Origin of the sequence: Dysgonomonas sp. ZJ279 (genome assembly GCF_011039205.1) — a bacterium.
Taxonomy (GTDB): domain Bacteria; phylum Bacteroidota; class Bacteroidia; order Bacteroidales; family Dysgonomonadaceae; genus Dysgonomonas.
In genome coordinates, this window is record NZ_JAAKEL010000001.1 from 365,245 (window position 1) to 383,199 (window position 17,955).

Sequence of the window (17,955 nt, forward strand, 5' to 3'; positions counted from 1 at the left end):
TAAAGTAAACATGGAAGAAAAGAAAGCATCGATAATCAACTACGCTATGCACTATGGCGCTATATTGGGGCTTTTCTGGGCTTTTAAGTATTTGGTTTATGTAGGAGCCAGTTATTGGGAGCATTTTATCTATCTGTATTATTTGCTGAATGCAGGGACCTTCTTTCTTATCTATATTTTTTATTTTAGATATAAGGAATCCGATACAGAAAAGATGAAATCGGCATTACAATGTGCTGTTTTTACTATTTTGGCTTGTTTCTTTGCATCCTTTTTCGAAGGAGCAATGATATACCTTCATTATAAGTTTATCGACCCGGGTTATTTTGCCCAAATGATTCATCCTTTTACCGAGTCTATAGAGCAGGTAAAGAAGATGGATATGATGTCGGATGAAGAGTTTGCCGAATCTAAAAAGATTCTTTATTCGATTTTCAACAATAGAGGAACTTATATATTGGGTAAATTTATCGGTAATACCTTCATTGGGCTAATTTTTGGTGTATTGATAGGAGCTCTTGGTAATAAAAAATATAATTAACCGGATGGATATATCTGTAGTCATACCACTGTTTAACGAAGAAGAATCTCTTCCCGAACTTTATGCTTGGATTAAGCGAGTAATGGACGAGAATAGTTTCTCGTACGAAGTTGTCTTCGTTGATGATGGAAGTACAGACCATTCGTGGGATGTTATATGTGGACTACAAAAAGATTCGCCGAATATAAAGGGTATCCGTTTTAGACGAAATTATGGCAAATCACCTGCTTTGCATTGTGCTTTTCAAAAAGTAGAAGGCGATGTTGTTATCACGATGGATGCTGATTTGCAAGATAGCCCTGATGAAATACCTACTCTTTACAAAATGATAAAAGAGGAGAAATATGATTTGGTATCGGGCTGGAAGAAGAAACGCTACGATCCAATATCTAAAACTCTGCCTACAAAACTATTTAATGCTACTGCTCGAAAAGTATCAGGTATAAAACTACATGATTTTAATTGCGGGCTTAAAGCCTACCGCAAGAAAGTCGTTAAAAATATAGAGGTGTACAACGATATGCACCGTTACATACCTTATCTGGCAAAAATCGCAGGATTTAATAAAATAGGGGAAAAAGAAGTGTGTCATCAAGCCCGTAAATACGGACAAAGCAAATTTGGTATGAGCCGTTTTATCAATGGGTATCTTGATTTGATGACATTGTGGTTCTTATCTAAATTTGGGCGCAAACCTATGCATTTCTTCGGATTGTGGGGTAGCGTTATGTTTTTTGTTGGGCTTATCGCTGTTATTATTGTTGGTTTTAATAAATGGTATGCTATGTATCAAGGAGTACCACATCCATTGGTTACCAACTCTCCATATTTTTATATTTCGTTGACAATGATGCTTTTGGGTACTCAGTTGTTTCTTGCAGGTTTTCTGGGTGAGATTGTTTCCCGAAATTCGAGTGAGAGAAATAATTATAAGATAGAAGAAGAACTATAAAGCAAAGTGCCGGTTTCCTAGACGACCGGCACTTCTTTATTTAATATAAGATCACTAAAAAATGAATTTGAAAGACCTTAGCGAAAACCGTTACTCGGTTAGAGCTTATTTGCCGCAGGTAGTAGAGCGGGAAAAAATAGACTACATTCTCAATTGTGCAAGACTCGCTCCTTCTGCTTGCAATTTTCAACCTTGGCAGTTTTATGTTATTACTGATCAATCTGTAAAACTCAAAATTCATGAAGCGTACGATAGAGAGTGGTTTAAGACCGCACCTCTTTGTATCGTCGTTTGTAAAGATTCGGCTTCATCGTGGAAGCGAACAGCTACCGACCAAAAAGACTTTGGAGATGTAGATGCAGCTATTGCAGCAGAACACATTTGCCTTGCAGCAGCTGAAATCGGACTAGGTACATGCTGGGTGTGTAATTTCAAACCCGATGTCTTGGCTGAGGCACTCAATTTAGATGCAAATATAGAGCCGATAGCAATTTTTCCTTTAGGATATATTGACGAAGAAAAGAGTAGAGTTCCTGAGAAAAAGCGTAAAACTCTTTCTGATATAACCCGATGGATATGATTCAAATGAGTATTCTTGCCATTGGTTTATCCATGGATAGTTTGATTATAGCCCTTACAAGTGGTGCTATAATTCGCGATCATCGCGCGACCAATGTTATGAAGATAGCGGGTATGTTAGCATTTATTCAATTAGGGCTGACTGTTTTCGGATGGTTTATAGGATCTACGTTTGCTGAGTATATAGATCAATATGATCATTGGTTTGCATTCGGAATTTTATCGCTATTGGGTGTAAGAGTTATTTACGAGGCCTTTAAGGGAGAGCAAGATAAGAGACCGTTCAATCCGCTTGATATACGTGTAATGTTTAGTCTGGCAGTAGCAACAAGTATAGATGCTATGGCTGTCGGTTTATCCTTATCTCTCGTTAATCGACCGATTTTCACTCCAGCCATAATAGTAGGGCTTGTGACCTTTACCGTTGCTGTGTTTGGTGTTGTGTTCGGTTGCAAGGTTGGAAGGCGTTATAATCTGCGCATAAACCTGGCAGGCGGTATTATTCTGATCCTTATCGGATCGAGTATTTTAGTAGAGCATACGCTTCTGAAAATATGAATAATCTGCTTTTGTTTATTAATGAGAAGTCTTGTTAAATATAGTAAATAAGTGTACATAGGATTCACTAAGTTAGTATATTTGTTATACAATTTCAGTGAGAAAAAATATAGGTAGTTGTTCGTAAAAGTAACAAATTGGTCTGTGACCTTTTAATTTAATAATTGATAGATGAAAATTTTATTATTTCTTGTTATAACATCACTAATGCTTGGCATTATGTTGATTTTATCTGTTTTCAGAAAAATAGCATCTATGTCAGGTAAGCACTCCCCATACTCAAAATATAATGCAAATAACCGAAATGCAAATTCTCCGGTACAGGATGATGTACCTAAGAAGATATTTTCAGAGAATGAAGGAGAGTATATAAAATACGAAGAGCTGAAAGATTAACTTTTACCTTCGAGTTAAAATAAAAAGGATGTATCTTGTAGATACATCCTTTTTTATTTATTTGATTTTGGCTTTACTTCCGAAGCAAATCTTCGTATTGCTTATCATCACGGATGATTTCATAAGCTTTCTTGTAAATATCGCTGTAATCGTTTATGATTTTGAAATAGGTTGCCATATCGTACAAATCACGTGCCATCAAAGCTTTTATCTGCATCGCTAGGAATGGCTTTGCTTTTTCATATTCTTTTTCGTTAAATACAACCTTTTCTTCTTCTCCGGCTGCAATTACCTTCTGCATGATTTCTTCTGAAATAGTATAGTTCTTGTAAAAAGATTCAGCATTCGGATATTTGGCAAGAATTTCTTTCCGGTTATTGTCAACCTCGTTATGAGATATTTTGAGTGTAACGCCTTTTCCTACTATTTGTCTTAAATACATAGGATAAGCAGTTGTGTCTACCGGAACAAAATAGTCGGGCATAATGCCTCCACCGCCATATACTGTACGTTTATTGATAAGAGTCTGATATTTTAGAGAATCAGGAAAATGTATACTGTCAGCACTCATCATTTCTCCCTTATTGTATCGTTCTATAACATCCATCTCGTAAGCATCCTTGTCGCCACTTGTATATGGTTTCTGGATACAACGTCCGGTTGGGGTATAGTAACGGGCTACAGTCAATCGTATCATCGATTCGTCGGGCAATGGTATTTGTCTTTGTACAAGACCTTTTCCAAAACTGCGGCGTCCAACGATAATTCCTCTGTCCCAGTCTTGTACAGCTCCTGATACAATTTCGCTTGCTGAAGCCGATCCCTCATTGATGAGGATTACTAGTTTACCTTGTTCGAAAGAACCTTTAGCTGTTGCTGAATCTAGCTTTTTGGGTTGGCGCGATCCTTCTGTATATACTATTAATCGATCTTTCTCTAAAAATTCATCGGCTAACTCAATCGCAGCGGAAAGATACCCTCCACCATTATTCTCCAGATCGAGTATAAGGCTTTGCATTCCTTCGGCTTTCAGTTTTTTAGCAGCTTCCTGAAACTCCTTTGTGGTAGTTGCTCCAAAACGGCTCAATCGGATGTATCCTACATGCTTGTCTATCATATAAGCTGCATCTAAGCTATAGATAGGAATTTTTGCTCTTACAATTTTAAACTCAAGTAATTGAGGTTCTCCTTTACGCAATACCTTTACATTAACCGAAGTCCCTTTTGGACCTCTAAGGCGTGACATAATATCTTTATTGCTTCTTTTTACACCGGCAATCAGTGTGTCATTCACATATATGATTTTATCACCTGGTCTTATGCCTACTCTTTCGGAAGGACCTCCTGATATAGTTTCTATAACATACAGTGTATCTGTCATCATATTAAAAGAGATACCTATGCCATCGAAGTTTCCTTCAAGCGGCTCATTCATTTCTTTTACTTCCTCGGCACTTGCGTAAGTAGAGTGGGGATCGAGTTTCTCCAAGAGCGCTCTGATGGCATCTTCCGAGAGCTTTTGATCATTAACTTCATCTACATACAGATTTTCTATAATTGCCATTGTTGTTGCAACTTTCTTTGAGCCTTCACTCATTCTTAATTGAGCAGAAGCTGTTGTTACAATAGCACAAATACAGAGTACGAATATTGTTGTTTTTTTCATATTAAGAGTTGTATTTATAAGCTTAAAGGCTTATATATTAAAATCTTATTTTAGTCTTGAATATCTAAATTCAATCCTTCCGGAACAAATTTACTGACATCATGATTGTATCTTAATAACTCGCGTACGATAGTAGAACTAATATGTGTTAGTTCTGGTTCAGTAAAAAGTATAAAAGTTTCAATTCCGGATATATTTCGATTCATGTCTGCGATGGTTTTCTCATATTCGAAATCATTCACAGAGCGTATACCTCTAACTATGAAATTTGCTCCGACTTCTTTCGCATAATCTACCGTCAGGCAATCGTATGTTCCGACAGTAATGCGTGAATCATCTTTGTACAGCGAGCGGATCATGTTCACCCGCTTTTCTAATGAGAAATAACTTTTTTTGGAATCATTTACTCCAATAGCAATAACGATCTCGTCCATAAGGCCTAGAGATCGTTTTACTAAGGAATCATGACCGATGGTGAATGGGTCGAATGTTCCTGGGAAAATAGCTTTTTTTTTCATTCTTAATTTGCCATATCCGAAATGAATTTGATTCTGACCAATCGGATTTCATCTTCAGTATACATACCTAATTCGTCGATAGCATCGGCTAGAGAATCAGATTCAGCTTCCTGAAAGTAGCTGAATATATCATCCATGTGATCTTCATCAATCACTTCGCGAAGGAAATAATCGATATTTATTTTTGTTCCCGAATAGACAATTGCCTCTACTTCATCAAGTAATTCGTGGAATTCTATTCCTTTCGATTCTGCTAAGTCGTCGAGTGCTACTTTACGATCTATTGCCTGTACAATTGCCACTTTAAGTTTCGACTTGTTTGCAACTGTTTTGACACGTAAATCCTCAGGACGTTCTATTTCGTTTTCTTCAACATGCTTTCTTATGATTTGTACAAACTCGTCACCATATCTCTTAGCTTTACCTGCACCTACACCCGGAATATTTTGCAATTCATCGGTAGTTATAGGATAGATTGTTGCCATAGCTTCGAGCGATGGATCTTGGAAGATAACATAAGGAGGTACATTTAGCTTTTTAGCCATCTTCTTGCGAAGATCCTTCATAATAGAGAATAGTACAGGATCCACAGCAGAGCCGCCTCCGCCACCTTTCACTGCTACTTCATCCATATTACCATCATCATCCATATCTTCATCTTCGTCTGTCGATATTTTAAACGATACAGGCTTCTTCAAGAAATCTTTACCCTTTTTGGTTACTTTGAGCAATCCGTAGTTTTCTATGTCTTTATCAAAATATCCGGCAATTATGGCTTGGCGAATCAATGCATTCCATGTGTCCTCGTCAGTATCATCACCTGAGCCGAAAACTTCTAAATCTTGATGATTGTACGTCTCTATTTCTGATGTTTCTTTTCCTACCAGTATATTGATAACATACTCAGGTTTAAATTTTTCTTTTAATTCAATTACAGCTTCTAGGGCTGTTGATAATAAGTCTTTAGCTTCCACTTGTTTTTTAGGGTTTATACAATTGTCACAATTACCACAATTCTTTACTTTATATTCTTCTCCAAAATAATGGAGTAATACTTTTTTACGACAAAGGGCAGTTTCGGCATAAGCAGCGGTTTCCATAAGTAATTGCTTACCTATTTCTTGCTCTGCAACCGGTTTGCCTTGCATGAATTTTTCTAATTTCTGCAAATCTTTGTATGAATAAAATGCTATACATCTGCCTTCGCCACCATCTCTGCCGGCACGTCCGGTTTCCTGATAATAGCCTTCGAGGCTCTTTGGGATATCATAATGTATAACATAGCGTACATCGGGTTTATCTATTCCCATCCCAAAAGCAATGGTTGCCACAATCACATCAACTTTCTCCATTAAGAAAGCATCCTGATTGTTGGAGCGTGTATTTGGGTCTAAACCTGCGTGATATGGGAGTGCATTAATATTGTTGGTCTGAAGTATTTCTGCAAATTCTTCCACTTTTTTGCGACTGAGACAATATATAATACCCGATTTATCACCTTGCGATTTGATATACTTGATGATATCTCTGTCTACATTATTCGTTTTGGAACGAACCTCGTAGAACAGATTTTCTCTGTTGAATGATGCTTTAAATACATCGGCATCAGACATTCCCAGATTTTTTTGTATATCAAGTTGCACTTTTGGAGTGGCTGTCGCCGTGAGTGCTATAAGTGGATGTTTACCAATCTCTGCCACTATCGGACGAATTCGTCTATACTCGGGTCGGAAGTCATGCCCCCATTCCGATATGCAGTGAGCCTCGTCAATAGCATAGAACGATATTTTTATCTGACTTAAAAATTCAATGTTTTCTTCTTTGGTCAACGACTCGGGAGCAACAAAAAGTAATTTTGTCTTCTTCGATAAGATGTCGTTTTTTACATTTTCAATAGCCGACTTATTGAGTGATGAGTTCAAGAAATGTGCTACACCATCCTCCTCGCTAAAGTTCCGCATGGCATCTACCTGATTTTTCATCAGAGCGATGAGTGGCGAAATAATTACTGCCGTTCCCTCCATCAACAGTGCTGGAAGTTGATAGCATAATGACTTTCCTCCGCCGGTAGGCATCAGTACAAAGGTGTCCCTGCCATCCAGAATATTCTGAATGATCTCTTTTTGGTTACCTTTGAATTTATCAAAGCCAAAATGCTTTTTTAGAGCAATAATTAGCGTATCGTCTTGATTAGACATATTTAAACATCTCTAGGTCGTTTTATTTTATGAAGCTATGCAGCTATGTTTTAAACTTCAACCGAAAGTAGACTATTTTTTATGAAATAACCAAATTTATACAGCTTTTTTTAGCCTGTCTAAGTTCGATTTTCCTAATTGGTCTACTGCATATTCTTTAGTTATATGCAATTCTGTTTGTTTTGTAGATGGTATAGTGAACATCGAATCCATCATAATAGATTCTACAATCGACCGTAAACCACGCGCTCCAAGTTTATATTCTATTGCTTTATCCACCACATATTCGAATACATCTTCGTCAAATGTCAGATCGACATTGTCCATCTTGAATAACTTGATATATTGCTTGATGATAGAATTCTTAGGTTCGGTCAGTATTCGGCGTAATGCAACTCTATCTAACGGATTCAAGTAGGTGAGGATGGGTAACCGACCAATTATTTCGGGAATCAACCCGAAAGATTTTAAATCAACTGGAGTGATGTATTGCAACATGTTTTCGCGATCTACATCTGCTGTTTCCAACAATGATGCATAACCTACTACACGTGTGTTGAGACGCTGAGCGATTTTACGTTCGATTCCGTCAAAAGCACCACCACAAACAAAAAGAATGTTTTTTGTGTTTACAGCAATCATTTTTTGATCAGGATGCTTGCGTCCACCTTGTGGTGGCACATTTACTATCGAGCCTTCGAGTAGTTTTAGCAGACCTTGCTGTACACCTTCACCACTTACATCGCGTGTAATGGATGGGTTATCGCCTTTGCGTGCTATTTTGTCGATCTCGTCTATAAATACAATACCCCTTTCTGCGGCGGCTACATCATAGTCGGCAGCTTGTAGCAAGCGAGTTAAGATACTTTCTATATCTTCTCCTACGTATCCGGCTTCAGTTAGAACAGTTGCATCTACAATCGCAAACGGGACATGTAGTAACTTGGCAATAGTACGTGCTAAAAGCGTTTTACCTGTACCCGTAGGCCCTACGATAATGATGTTAGATTTTTCAATTTCTACATCGTCGTTACTATCTTCCTGTAGTATTCGTTTATAATGATTGTATACAGCTACAGACAGATAGCGTTTGGCGTTATCTTGTCCTATGATGTATTGATCCAGATACTCTTTTATTTTCTTCGGATCGGGTAGCTTATTTTTGTCTAAACCGTGGGAGCCTGATTTCTTTGTGTCAAGACCTTCCTTTACAATCAGATATGCTTGCTCAACGCAGCTATCGCAAATTTCGGCAGACATTCCCGAGATAAGTAAGTTTACATCTTTCTCACTTCGTCCACAAAAACTACAATGTGTGCTATTTTCTTTTTTTGCCATCTATTTTTAAGCAAATTGGTTATATAAGTACAGTTAAATATAAATCTTATTCTGGTAAGGACAACAAATGCTTGTTATTGAGTAGAATAAAGTGTAAAAATAAATAAGGTCGCAGACCTTATTTATTTTTTAATAGTACGTCGTCGACCATACCATATTCTTTTGCTTCAGCCGAAGTCATCCAGTAGTCACGGTCAGAATCTGCCGCTACTTTCTCTATTGGTTGTCCGGAATGATCAGATATGATTTTGTAAAGTTCTTGTTTAACTTTACCTATCTCGCGTGCTGTGATCTCGATGTCAGATGCTTGTCCTTGTGCTCCGCCTAGTGGCTGATGAATCATTACACGTGAATGTTTCAATGCCGAACGTTTACCTTTTTCTCCGGCTACAAGTAATACAGCAGCCATAGAAGCAGCTATACCGGTACAGATAGTAGATACATTGCTGTTTATAAATTGCATAGTGTCGTAAATTCCATATCCTGCATAAACAGAACCTCCGGGAGAGTTGATATATATAGATATGTCTTTACCCGAGTCGGCCGAATCCAGATACAACAATTGTGCTTGGATTACATTCGCTGTATAGTCGTCTATCTGTGTACCAAGGAAGATAATTCTATCCATCATCAAACGGGAGAATACATCCATTTGTGCAACATTAAGTTGACGTTCTTCGATGATTGTCGGAGATATATAGCTGCTTGTAAAACCTACGTAGTTGTCAAGAGCTAATCCGTTCATCCCAAGATGCTTTGTCGCATATTTTCTAAAATCATTATTCATAATCTTCTATTTTTATTTTTAATAATAGTATTGAATGTAGGATTAACAATTACCGTGCCAGCATATTGTGGCATAATGATAAGGTTTTGTAAAAGACATTTTCTTACCTAAACAAAGTTATAAATAAAAAATTGAAATAATGGGTAAATCTTTTCTTTTACCTTAATTATTAGCAGAAAAAAGAAAACGAGCAGGGATATAATTAACCTGCTCGTTTCTTATTATTTAGTATGCTGTGATTAAGCTTCTGTTTCCTCTGCTGTTTCGTTTTCGAAGAATTTACGGAATTCTTCAAGTGAAATTGCTTTTTCTGTTACACCTAGTGTTGATTTCAAACTTTCGATGATTTTGTTTTCCATTGCGCGGTCAACAAGATTACGAGCATTATCTTGGTTTTTCAACATGTCGTTAGCGTAATTCTCAACCATTTCGTCAGGAAGACCCATCATGCCGTATTGTGCAAATTGCGCACGCGCTGCTTGGATAGCAATGGCTTTAACGTCTTCGTTCTCTATTTTGAGGTCTTTGTCTTTTGCTATCTGCTCTTTGATTAGATGGAATTTCAAATCTTCTACAATTTTCGGATATTCAGCCTCTACCGATTCTGCTGTTCTTTCTTTTCCGCTGGCAATTAACCATCTTTTTAAGAATGCATCAGGGAATTCAATATCACCGGCTTTTTTCTCCAGTAATTCTTTTGCATCGAGCAAGAATTTGTAGTCACTGTCAGGAGTGAATTGTTGAGCAACAGTTTCTTTTACTTTTGTTCTGAATTCTTCTGCTGTTTTCACAGTGCCTTCGCCAAATATTTTGTCGAATAACTCTTGATCTAGGTCTGCTTCTTTATAACGGGTAACTTCTGTTACCTCGAAGCTAAATTCAGGAGAAATAGCTTCAACTGCATCTTTTTCGATATGAAGAAGTGATGCTATTTCAGTTTCGTTTCCTTCGTAAGCTTTACCCGGGTTGAATGTGATAATATCACCTGGTTTTACACCTACAAATTTAGCTTGCTCTTCAGCATCTTTTATATAAGAAGCCATAACAACACCAGCTTCTACTGAAATGCCATTTTCTTTTGCTTTGCCATTTTCCAACTCGGTGATTTTACCTTTAGTCAGGTCAGTTTCTTTAGCACCTTCGCTGATAGTTTCGTATTTGCCATAATTTGCTTTGTACGAATCTATTTGTTTTTCAACAAGCTCTTCATATACGTCGATAGCGTAATATGTGATTTTGTCCTTTTTAGTTAATGCAAGTTTGATTTCGGGAGCAAGAGCTATATCGAAAAAGAATTCATAATCTCCTTCAGTAGCAAAGTCAACAGGTTGTTGCTTTTCTTCATTTGGAAGAGGCTCGCCTAAAACGTTTAGTTTGTTTTCTTGGATATAATTGTATAACCCTTCGCCTACAAGTTTATTTACTTCTTCTGCAATGATAGATTTGCCATACATCTTTTTCACCATACCGGCAGGTACTGTTCCCGGACGGAAACCTGGTACATTTGCTTTCTTGCGGAAGTTTTTAAGTGAGCTTTCTACTTTTTCTAGATAGTCTTCTTTTGTAATGATTATTTGTAGAACAGCATTTACACTGTCAACATTTGTTAGAGATATATTCATCTTAACGGGTTTATGGGGTTAGTTTTTATTGTTTATCAAATCCAAACCGATCTAAAGGGCTGATTTATACAGATTATAATCAGTCATCCTTTTTTAGGTGGTGCAAAAATAGTCTTATTATTGTAATATTCAAAGTGAAATACCTATTTATTCATTCGATTTTAAGAAGAAATAATAAACGTAATGTATTATAAATATGTTTTGTAACATGTTTGTAAATAAAAAATATTAACTTTGTTTTCGATTGTATTTGATTCTAATAGTCATATTTCTTTATGGTGGCAGACAAGAGTGATGTAATTAGTCTATCGGAAAGCATTCCGGAGATATGGAATTTACTGAGTGACAAAGAGCGTGAGATTATTACTATAAACACAAGGATTCTTGAGTTTAAGAAGAATGAGGTGATCTACCGAGAGGAAGAAACCCCACAGGATCTTATGTGCTTGTGTAAAGGCAAGGTGAAAATATATAAAGAAGGAGTAGGAGGGCGTAGTCAGATAATCAGGATGATTAGGCCTACTCAATATTTCGGATACCGTGCTTATTTTGCCAATGAGCCTTATGTTACGGCAGCTTCGGCTTTCGAGTCGGCAACAATCTGTTTCATACCAATGAAAATTATAGAAGAATTAGTCTTGTCGAGTCCTCGATTGGGTATGTTCTTTATCCGCGAATTATCTACCGACCTGGGAATTGCTGACGAACGTGTGGTGAATCTCACTCAAAAGCATATTAGAGGACGTTTAGCCGAATCGCTGATATTTCTTATTGAAAGCTATGGCTTGGAGGAAGACGGTGCCACTATTAGTATTTACCTTTCCCGCGAAGATTTAGCAAGTTTGTCTAATATGACAACGTCTAATGCTATCCGTACTTTATCCACATTCGTGGAAGAGCATATTATTGCACTCGATGGACGAAAAATAAAAGTTATTGACGAAGAAAAACTTCGAAAAATAAGCAAAATCGGATGATTACCCGTCTCGTTCATAAATATCTTGATCATGGTTACAGGGAAGTCGACAGGTTTATAAACAGGCCTTTTGAAACCCAAAGTAAGGTATTAGATTATTTGCTCCGTAACGGAGAGCATACCTTTATTGGTCAAGAGTATGATTTCGTATCCATAAAAACTAAAGATGACTTTCGTAAGAAAGTTCCAGTTTTTCATTACGAAGATCTACGTCCTTATCTGGACAAAATTATCATAGACAAACAGAATAATATCCTTTGGAATAAGCCGGTTAACTGGTTTGCTATGTCGTCGGGTACTACCGAAGATAAGAGTAAATATATTCCTGTTACCCGTGAGTCGCTCACTAAAGGGCATTATAAATGTGGCGAGCAAATGCTTTCCATTTATGCACAAGCCAATCGTGATGCTAAGTTCTTCTTTGGTAAGACGCTTGTAATGGGAGGTAGCAAGCAGATCAATAACATTGGCGATAGTGTCTTCACCGGAGATATATCGGCTATCCTTATTCGCAATTTATACTTCTGGGCGAAGATGAGCCGTACACCAGAACATATATCATTGTTGCCCGATTGGGAAATTAAACTACAAGCTCTGACGGACTATGCTATTAAGCACGATGTTCGTGCATTTATGGGTGTCCCGTCATGGTTGCTGGTTCTTCTAAAGAAGATTAAAGCAGATACAGGTCGTGAGTTGACCGATATATGGCCTAATCTCGAAGTGTTTTTTCATGGAGGAGTCAGTTTTACTCCATTCGAGGAGCAATATAAGAAGCTGATCCAGAAGCCTGATATGTATTATTGGGAGACTTATAATGCTTCGGAGGGATTCTTTGGAGTTCAGTTTTCTAACGATTCTAAAGACTTGTTGCTTATGCTCGATAATAGCATTTATTATGAGTTTGTGCCGATGAACGAATGGGATTCGCAAAACCCTCATACATTGACTTTAGAAGAGGTTGAAGTAGGGCAGAACTATGCAATTATTATTTCGACCAATGGTGGTTTATGGCGTTATATGATAGGCGACACAATCGAGTTTACGTCTACTAACCCTTATCTATTCCGAATAACAGGGCGCACGAAGAACTTCATAAATGCTTTCGGTGAAGAGATCATAATAGATAATGCCGAAAAAGCATTGGCTGAAGCATGTAAAAAAACGAGTGCGCAAATAGCTGAATACACTGCTGCACCGGTTTATTTTGGTGATGAAAATACAGGTGCACACGAGTGGCTTATAGAGTTTGCCGAAGAGCCGAATAATCTACATGCTTTTATTCAAGTGTTGGATGAAACCTTGAAGAAAGTAAATTCAGATTATGAAGCGAAACGTTCATATAATTTATCCCTAGGAACCCCTATAGTGAAAAGTTTACCGAAGGGCACATTTAATGAATGGCTTAAGTTTATAGGCAAGTTAGGTGGGCAGAACAAAGTGCCGCGGCTATCCAATAATCGTGAGTATATTGATAAGCTTTTGGCTTTTATCGATAATAAAAAATAGAGATATGATCTTTGTTATATAAGATGATATTTTACCTTTGACAAAACTTTTAGTGTAAACTGCGCTTCGAAAATATATTGAGTATATAGATATGTTGATAGTTTTATTAGTATGGGTCGCAATTACTATTGTACTTCACTCATACGGTGCTTTTTTTATTCACTTATATAACCGCATTTGTAATAAAGATGAGCAATACTCATTGCTGGATACATTCTTATTAGGTATTCCTTTTGTTTTGATTGTGTTATCAGCAGTTTCATTTTTCTTCCCGATAAATGTTATAGTAGTATCTACATTCCTCTTATCTAGCCTTCTCTATAGTGCATTTATGTGCAAAAAAACTCATCTGTTTACGAGAATAAGGGAATATTTTGAGGGTTATAGCCTGTCAGAAAAAATATTTTTATTTTTATTTGTTTTGCCATTGGTTATTATTGTGGCTTGGGGAGCATCTAATTTCGATCCGGCATGCTACCACTATCAGAGTGTGCGATGGATTGAAGAATTTGCCGCTGTGCCCGGGCTTGCAAATCTCGAAGAAAGGATAGGTTTCAACTCTAATTATCTTCTACTGAGTTCTCTTTTTACATTTCGTTTTTTATTGGTTGAACCTATATTTGCCATTCAGGGTTTGTTGAGTGTAGGTGTTTTTCTTTGGGTTTTTCACGAAATGGTAAAGAGTGGATATGAGCTGAGACGTTGTTTTTTACTTTTTCTTTATTTGCTATTCCTTTATTTAGGTTTTATCCATATTGGCGATTCTTCTACGGATATTGTGCCTAACCTAATCGTTTTCTACCTTGTCTCTAAGCTTATACTAAATCCGCAGATACTGAAAAGCAATATTTTATTATATACCGTCGTGCTTATTACGTTGGCAACATTTAAACTGTCTATCGCCTTTATTGCATGTATCAGTCTATTTGTAATTATTACTCTATATAAGAATAAAGAAATAAAGTCTCTTGTTTTTATTCTGTGTATGTCTTCTTTGATATTCGGTATGTGGATGGGGCATAATGTTATAATTTCGGGATACTTAATTCACCCGCTTTATGAAATCGATTTGTTCGATTTTGATTGGAAGCTCCCAAGAGAGATTTCAATTATAGAGAGGCGTTATATTCATGATGGTGCATTGTGGCAATTAAAATATGTGTATCATGGTGCATTAACGTTATTTTATGCGCCGTCGACACTTAAAATGCATTACTATTTTACGGCGCTAGTATATGTGCTTGCCGGAGTATCGCCAATAGCCTTTCTATTTGCTTTTTATAAAAAAGCGTGGAAAGAATCAATACCTCTGGCCTTAATTTATGGGGTATTAATTATATGCTTACTTGGAGGTTTTGTTTCGACTCCTGATATAAGATTTGTTTCAGGTATATTGTTTTCTATGATATTTATATCTGTTGTTCAGGTGTTTAATGTAGTGGGCACTACTTGGTTTATAAAAAAAAGAGAACTCTTTTTAGCTGTAATGTTATTACCTTATTTATTTCTTGCAGCATTCTATTTGCAGGGGGTAGCTACACCGGCGTGTAATATGAGGACTGTGGTTCGTACGATTGTTAGGCCAAGACCCTTGCGTGAAAAAATCTGGTATCCAGAAGAGGTGCTTCAATATGATACTTTTAAATTGAATGATGATGTGGAGATTTACATAATTAAAGAACCTTCCGGTTTGGTCTTTTATAAATTCCCAAGTGTTCCTTATGATAGTGAAATTCATCAATTTTGGAGATTCCAAAGTTATAAATCAATAGAGGCAAGGGGTACGAGTCTAAAGGATGGATTCAGAATGAAAAAAGGGTATTACGAATAAATAATCATATGATATAAATAAGAAAAAGGATCGTTTAAAAACGATCCTTTTTCTTATTTATGATTTATTGTTTACAACAAGCTAGCGGCTTCAGAGTCAAGAAACCAATATAAATAACCGTGCTTAGGGTTTACCTTAGCTGCAGGATACTTCTCGCTAAACAAATGTCTCTCTTTGATTATATCTCTTACTTTCTCAGCTTTATTCTTGCCAGTAGCTAAGAAAACTACGTATTGTGCATTATTAACCACCTTCCCGGTTATGCTGACACGTTCCATGCCACTTTCAGGATGTTTCCCTACAACACAACTTTCGGGTCTGTCCCATAGTTCTATTTGGTCAGGGAATATCGATACAGTATGACCATCATCACCCAAGCCGAGCATAATAATCTCGAAACAAGGAGTATTGTCACGTTGCAGGATTTTCCGTTGCAATATTTTATTATACCACTGTGCCTCTTCTTCAGATTCATTTTCACCATGTATACGGTATATACTCTTCGGTTTGAGTCTAGGTATCTTGTCGAAAAGATGCTCTTTAGTCATCCCGTAGTTATTCATTTTATTTTCTGGTGGAACACATCTTTCATCTCCCCAGAAGAATGATATACGCTCCCACGGAATTGATTCTTTGCAATGTTCTGCCCAATAATCGAATATAACCTTGGGGGTTGACCCTCCCGATAATGATAAGTTGACATGAGGGTAAACCTCTAGTAACTTCATTAAAAACTGACTGAAACCTTCACTTAAAGCCTCTGTGTCTTGAAATACTTTAATTTCTTCTTTTATCATAATTCACAATATATGCCATCATCAGATAGATTTTTACAAGGGTATCTCCACGTTAATTGCTCACCTTCTATAAGGTCGTCGGCACATGCCGGACCCCACGAGCCGGCGGGGTAGCCATAGAGTGGAGCATCAGGATTATTTTCCCAAAAGTCGATAAGTGGTTGTACAAATTTCCATGTAGATTCTAAAGCATCTCCACGAATATACAATGTAGAGTCACCAATCATACAATCGAGTAATAACCTTTCGTATGCTTCCGGTACATACATACCTTCCAGTTGAGTATAGTGGAAATCCATATTTACATTCTTAACCTGATAGCCGCTGCCGGGTACTTTCATTCCTGTTTTTAGAAGGATTCCTTCGTCGGGTTGAATACGGAGTACAAGTATGTTGCCATCATTACAAAACTCTTTATTCTCAATAAATAGATTTTGTGGTGTAGGTTTGAAATGGATAACGATTTCAGAAACGCGTGTCGGTAGCCTTTTTCCACTGCGAATATAAAATGGAACACCTCCCCATCTCCAGTTATCTATAAATAGTTTCATCGCAAAAAACGTATCAGTACGTGATTCTGGATCTACATCTTTTTCTTCACGATAACCTTTTGTGTAATTTCCTTTTATTTTGGAAGAAGTATATTGACCACGAATAACATTGTTAACTAAATCCTCCTTGCTCATTGGGCGTAGCGCCTGAAATACTTTTAGCTTTTCGTTGCGGATAGCGACCGAATCGATCGCCATTGGGGGCTCCATAGCCACAAGGGCTAATAGCTGGAGTAAATGGTTTTGAACCATATCGCGAAGTGCACCCGAATGGTCATAATAGCTACCACGATTCTCGACTCCAATACTTTCTGCAGCCGTAATTTCTATGTGATGGATGTAATTTCTGTTCCAAAGGGGTTCGTATATGCCATTGGCAAAGCGTGTTACCAATACATTCTGAACTGTTTCTTTGCCCAGATAGTGATCTATGCGATAAATCTGATCTTCTTCGTAATCTTTCATTAAAGACGCATTCAGGCTAATTGCCGTTTGAAGGTCAGTACCGAATGGTTTCTCTATAATTATACGCCTGAAATTACCTTCTTCTTTATTTAATCCCTGCTCTGCTAAATAGCGTGGAATCAAAGGATAAAGAGTTGGAGGAGTAGATAGATAAAATATATAATTTCCGGCTGTTTTATCAGTTTTGTCCAATTCAGCCAATCTGTCTTTTAATTTGCTGTATTCTTTTCCATCATCTGTATTTATGGCCAGATAATGAAGCATTTTGCAAAAGCTATCAAGTTCTTCATCAGAAGCGTCTTTTGCAGTTGCAAATTTCTTAACCCCTTCTTTCATTTTTTCACGAAACGAATCATCTGAAAAAGGAGAGCGAGCAACCCCTAGTACTGCAAAGTTAGCAGGTAATGAACCCTGTTTATGTAAATCGAATATTGCAGGAATTAATTTCCTGTATGTCAAATCGCCTGACGCACCAAAAATGACAAGCGCTTGGTCTTGTATCGGTTTTGATTTCATCTTGTATATGGTTGTTTTATATTTATATAACAGACTGACTACTAATTAAGCCATGTAAATGACTCAGATAATTAATTGTCTAAACTCTACGAAGTTACTTATTTTTTCATGATTCCAAGTTGAGTTTGTAGATTATTTTAAGAGGTTGTTGATTG

At 37.1% G+C, this 17,955-nt stretch carries 16 protein-coding genes; 8 read left to right on the plus strand and 8 right to left on the minus strand.

Going from position 1 to position 17,955, the window contains the following annotated elements; translation table 11 throughout:
* Positions 1-10: 10 nt before the first annotated feature.
* From G7Y57_RS01605 to G7Y57_RS01625, 5 genes are all read left to right on the plus strand, one after another.
* Positions 11-541, plus strand: a complete 531-nt coding sequence (locus tag G7Y57_RS01605; protein WP_165020421.1) for a DUF4199 domain-containing protein — start codon at positions 11-13, stop codon at positions 539-541.
* 4 nt (positions 542-545) lie between these two features.
* On the plus strand, positions 546-1,493 hold the full coding sequence (locus G7Y57_RS01610) for a glycosyltransferase family 2 protein (protein WP_165020422.1): 948 nt from the start codon (positions 546-548) through the stop codon (positions 1,491-1,493).
* 61 nt (positions 1,494-1,554) lie between these two features.
* Positions 1,555-2,073 carry a nitroreductase family protein gene (locus tag G7Y57_RS01615; RefSeq protein WP_165020423.1) on the plus strand — a complete coding sequence of 173 codons (519 nt, stop codon included), beginning with the start codon at positions 1,555-1,557 and terminating at the stop codon, positions 2,071-2,073.
* Positions 2,064-2,630 (plus strand): manganese efflux pump MntP family protein, encoded by a 567-nt coding sequence (locus tag G7Y57_RS01620; protein WP_165020424.1) that lies wholly within the window; start codon positions 2,064-2,066, stop codon positions 2,628-2,630. Before G7Y57_RS01615 ends, G7Y57_RS01620 begins: the two co-directional genes overlap by 10 nt.
* A 171-nt stretch (positions 2,631-2,801) precedes the next feature.
* Entirely contained in the window at positions 2,802-3,026 is a 225-nt protein-coding gene (locus G7Y57_RS01625; protein WP_165020425.1) for a DUF4834 family protein, read from the plus strand.
* A gap of 73 nt (positions 3,027-3,099) precedes the next feature.
* Here G7Y57_RS01625 and G7Y57_RS01630 read toward each other — a convergent pair whose 3' ends face one another.
* The 6 genes from G7Y57_RS01630 to tig form a co-directional block, all read right to left on the minus strand.
* Positions 3,100-4,692 (minus strand): S41 family peptidase, encoded by a 1,593-nt coding sequence (locus G7Y57_RS01630; protein WP_165020426.1) that lies wholly within the window; start codon positions 4,690-4,692, stop codon positions 3,100-3,102.
* 50 nt (positions 4,693-4,742) lie between these two features.
* Positions 4,743-5,210, minus strand: coding sequence for a pantetheine-phosphate adenylyltransferase (coaD, locus tag G7Y57_RS01635; protein ID WP_165020427.1), 468 nt, complete (start codon positions 5,208-5,210; stop codon positions 4,743-4,745).
* Positions 5,211-5,212: 2 nt separating this feature from the next.
* Entirely contained in the window at positions 5,213-7,408 is a 2,196-nt protein-coding gene (gene recQ, locus G7Y57_RS01640; RefSeq protein ID WP_165020428.1) for a DNA helicase RecQ, read from the minus strand.
* A gap of 96 nt (positions 7,409-7,504) precedes the next feature.
* Positions 7,505-8,746 (minus strand): ATP-dependent Clp protease ATP-binding subunit ClpX, encoded by a 1,242-nt coding sequence (clpX, locus tag G7Y57_RS01645; RefSeq protein WP_165020429.1) that lies wholly within the window; start codon positions 8,744-8,746, stop codon positions 7,505-7,507.
* A 118-nt stretch (positions 8,747-8,864) separates the two neighbouring features.
* On the minus strand, positions 8,865-9,533 hold the full coding sequence (clpP, locus tag G7Y57_RS01650) for an ATP-dependent Clp endopeptidase proteolytic subunit ClpP (protein WP_165020430.1): 669 nt from the start codon (positions 9,531-9,533) through the stop codon (positions 8,865-8,867).
* A gap of 239 nt (positions 9,534-9,772) precedes the next feature.
* Complete coding sequence (gene tig / locus G7Y57_RS01655) at positions 9,773-11,155, minus strand: trigger factor (RefSeq protein ID WP_165020431.1); 1,383 nt, start codon at positions 11,153-11,155, stop codon at positions 9,773-9,775.
* Between the two features lie 275 nt (positions 11,156-11,430).
* On the opposite strand from tig, the gene G7Y57_RS01660 reads away from it, so the two are divergent.
* The 3 genes from G7Y57_RS01660 (at position 11,431) to G7Y57_RS01670 (ending at position 15,471) form a co-directional block, all read left to right on the plus strand.
* A complete protein-coding gene (locus G7Y57_RS01660; protein WP_165020432.1) occupies positions 11,431-12,132 on the plus strand; it encodes a Crp/Fnr family transcriptional regulator in 702 nt (233 codons plus the stop codon).
* A complete protein-coding gene (locus G7Y57_RS01665; protein WP_165020433.1) occupies positions 12,129-13,640 on the plus strand; it encodes a GH3 auxin-responsive promoter family protein in 1,512 nt (503 codons plus the stop codon). The genes G7Y57_RS01660 and G7Y57_RS01665 overlap by 4 nt, the downstream gene beginning before the upstream one ends.
* Positions 13,641-13,731: 91 nt before the next feature.
* On the plus strand, positions 13,732-15,471 hold the full coding sequence (locus G7Y57_RS01670) for an LIC_10190 family membrane protein (protein WP_165020434.1): 1,740 nt from the start codon (positions 13,732-13,734) through the stop codon (positions 15,469-15,471).
* 71 nt (positions 15,472-15,542) lie between these two features.
* Here G7Y57_RS01670 and pgl read toward each other — a convergent pair whose 3' ends face one another.
* Together pgl and zwf are read right to left on the minus strand one after the other, a co-directional pair.
* Positions 15,543-16,268: a 6-phosphogluconolactonase gene (gene pgl, locus G7Y57_RS01675; protein WP_165020435.1), complete on the minus strand. Its 726-nt coding sequence runs from the start codon at positions 16,266-16,268 to the stop codon at positions 15,543-15,545.
* Positions 16,265-17,800: a glucose-6-phosphate dehydrogenase gene (zwf, locus tag G7Y57_RS01680; protein ID WP_165020436.1), complete on the minus strand. Its 1,536-nt coding sequence runs from the start codon at positions 17,798-17,800 to the stop codon at positions 16,265-16,267. Before zwf ends, pgl begins: the two co-directional genes overlap by 4 nt.
* Positions 17,801-17,955 lie beyond the last annotated feature (155 nt).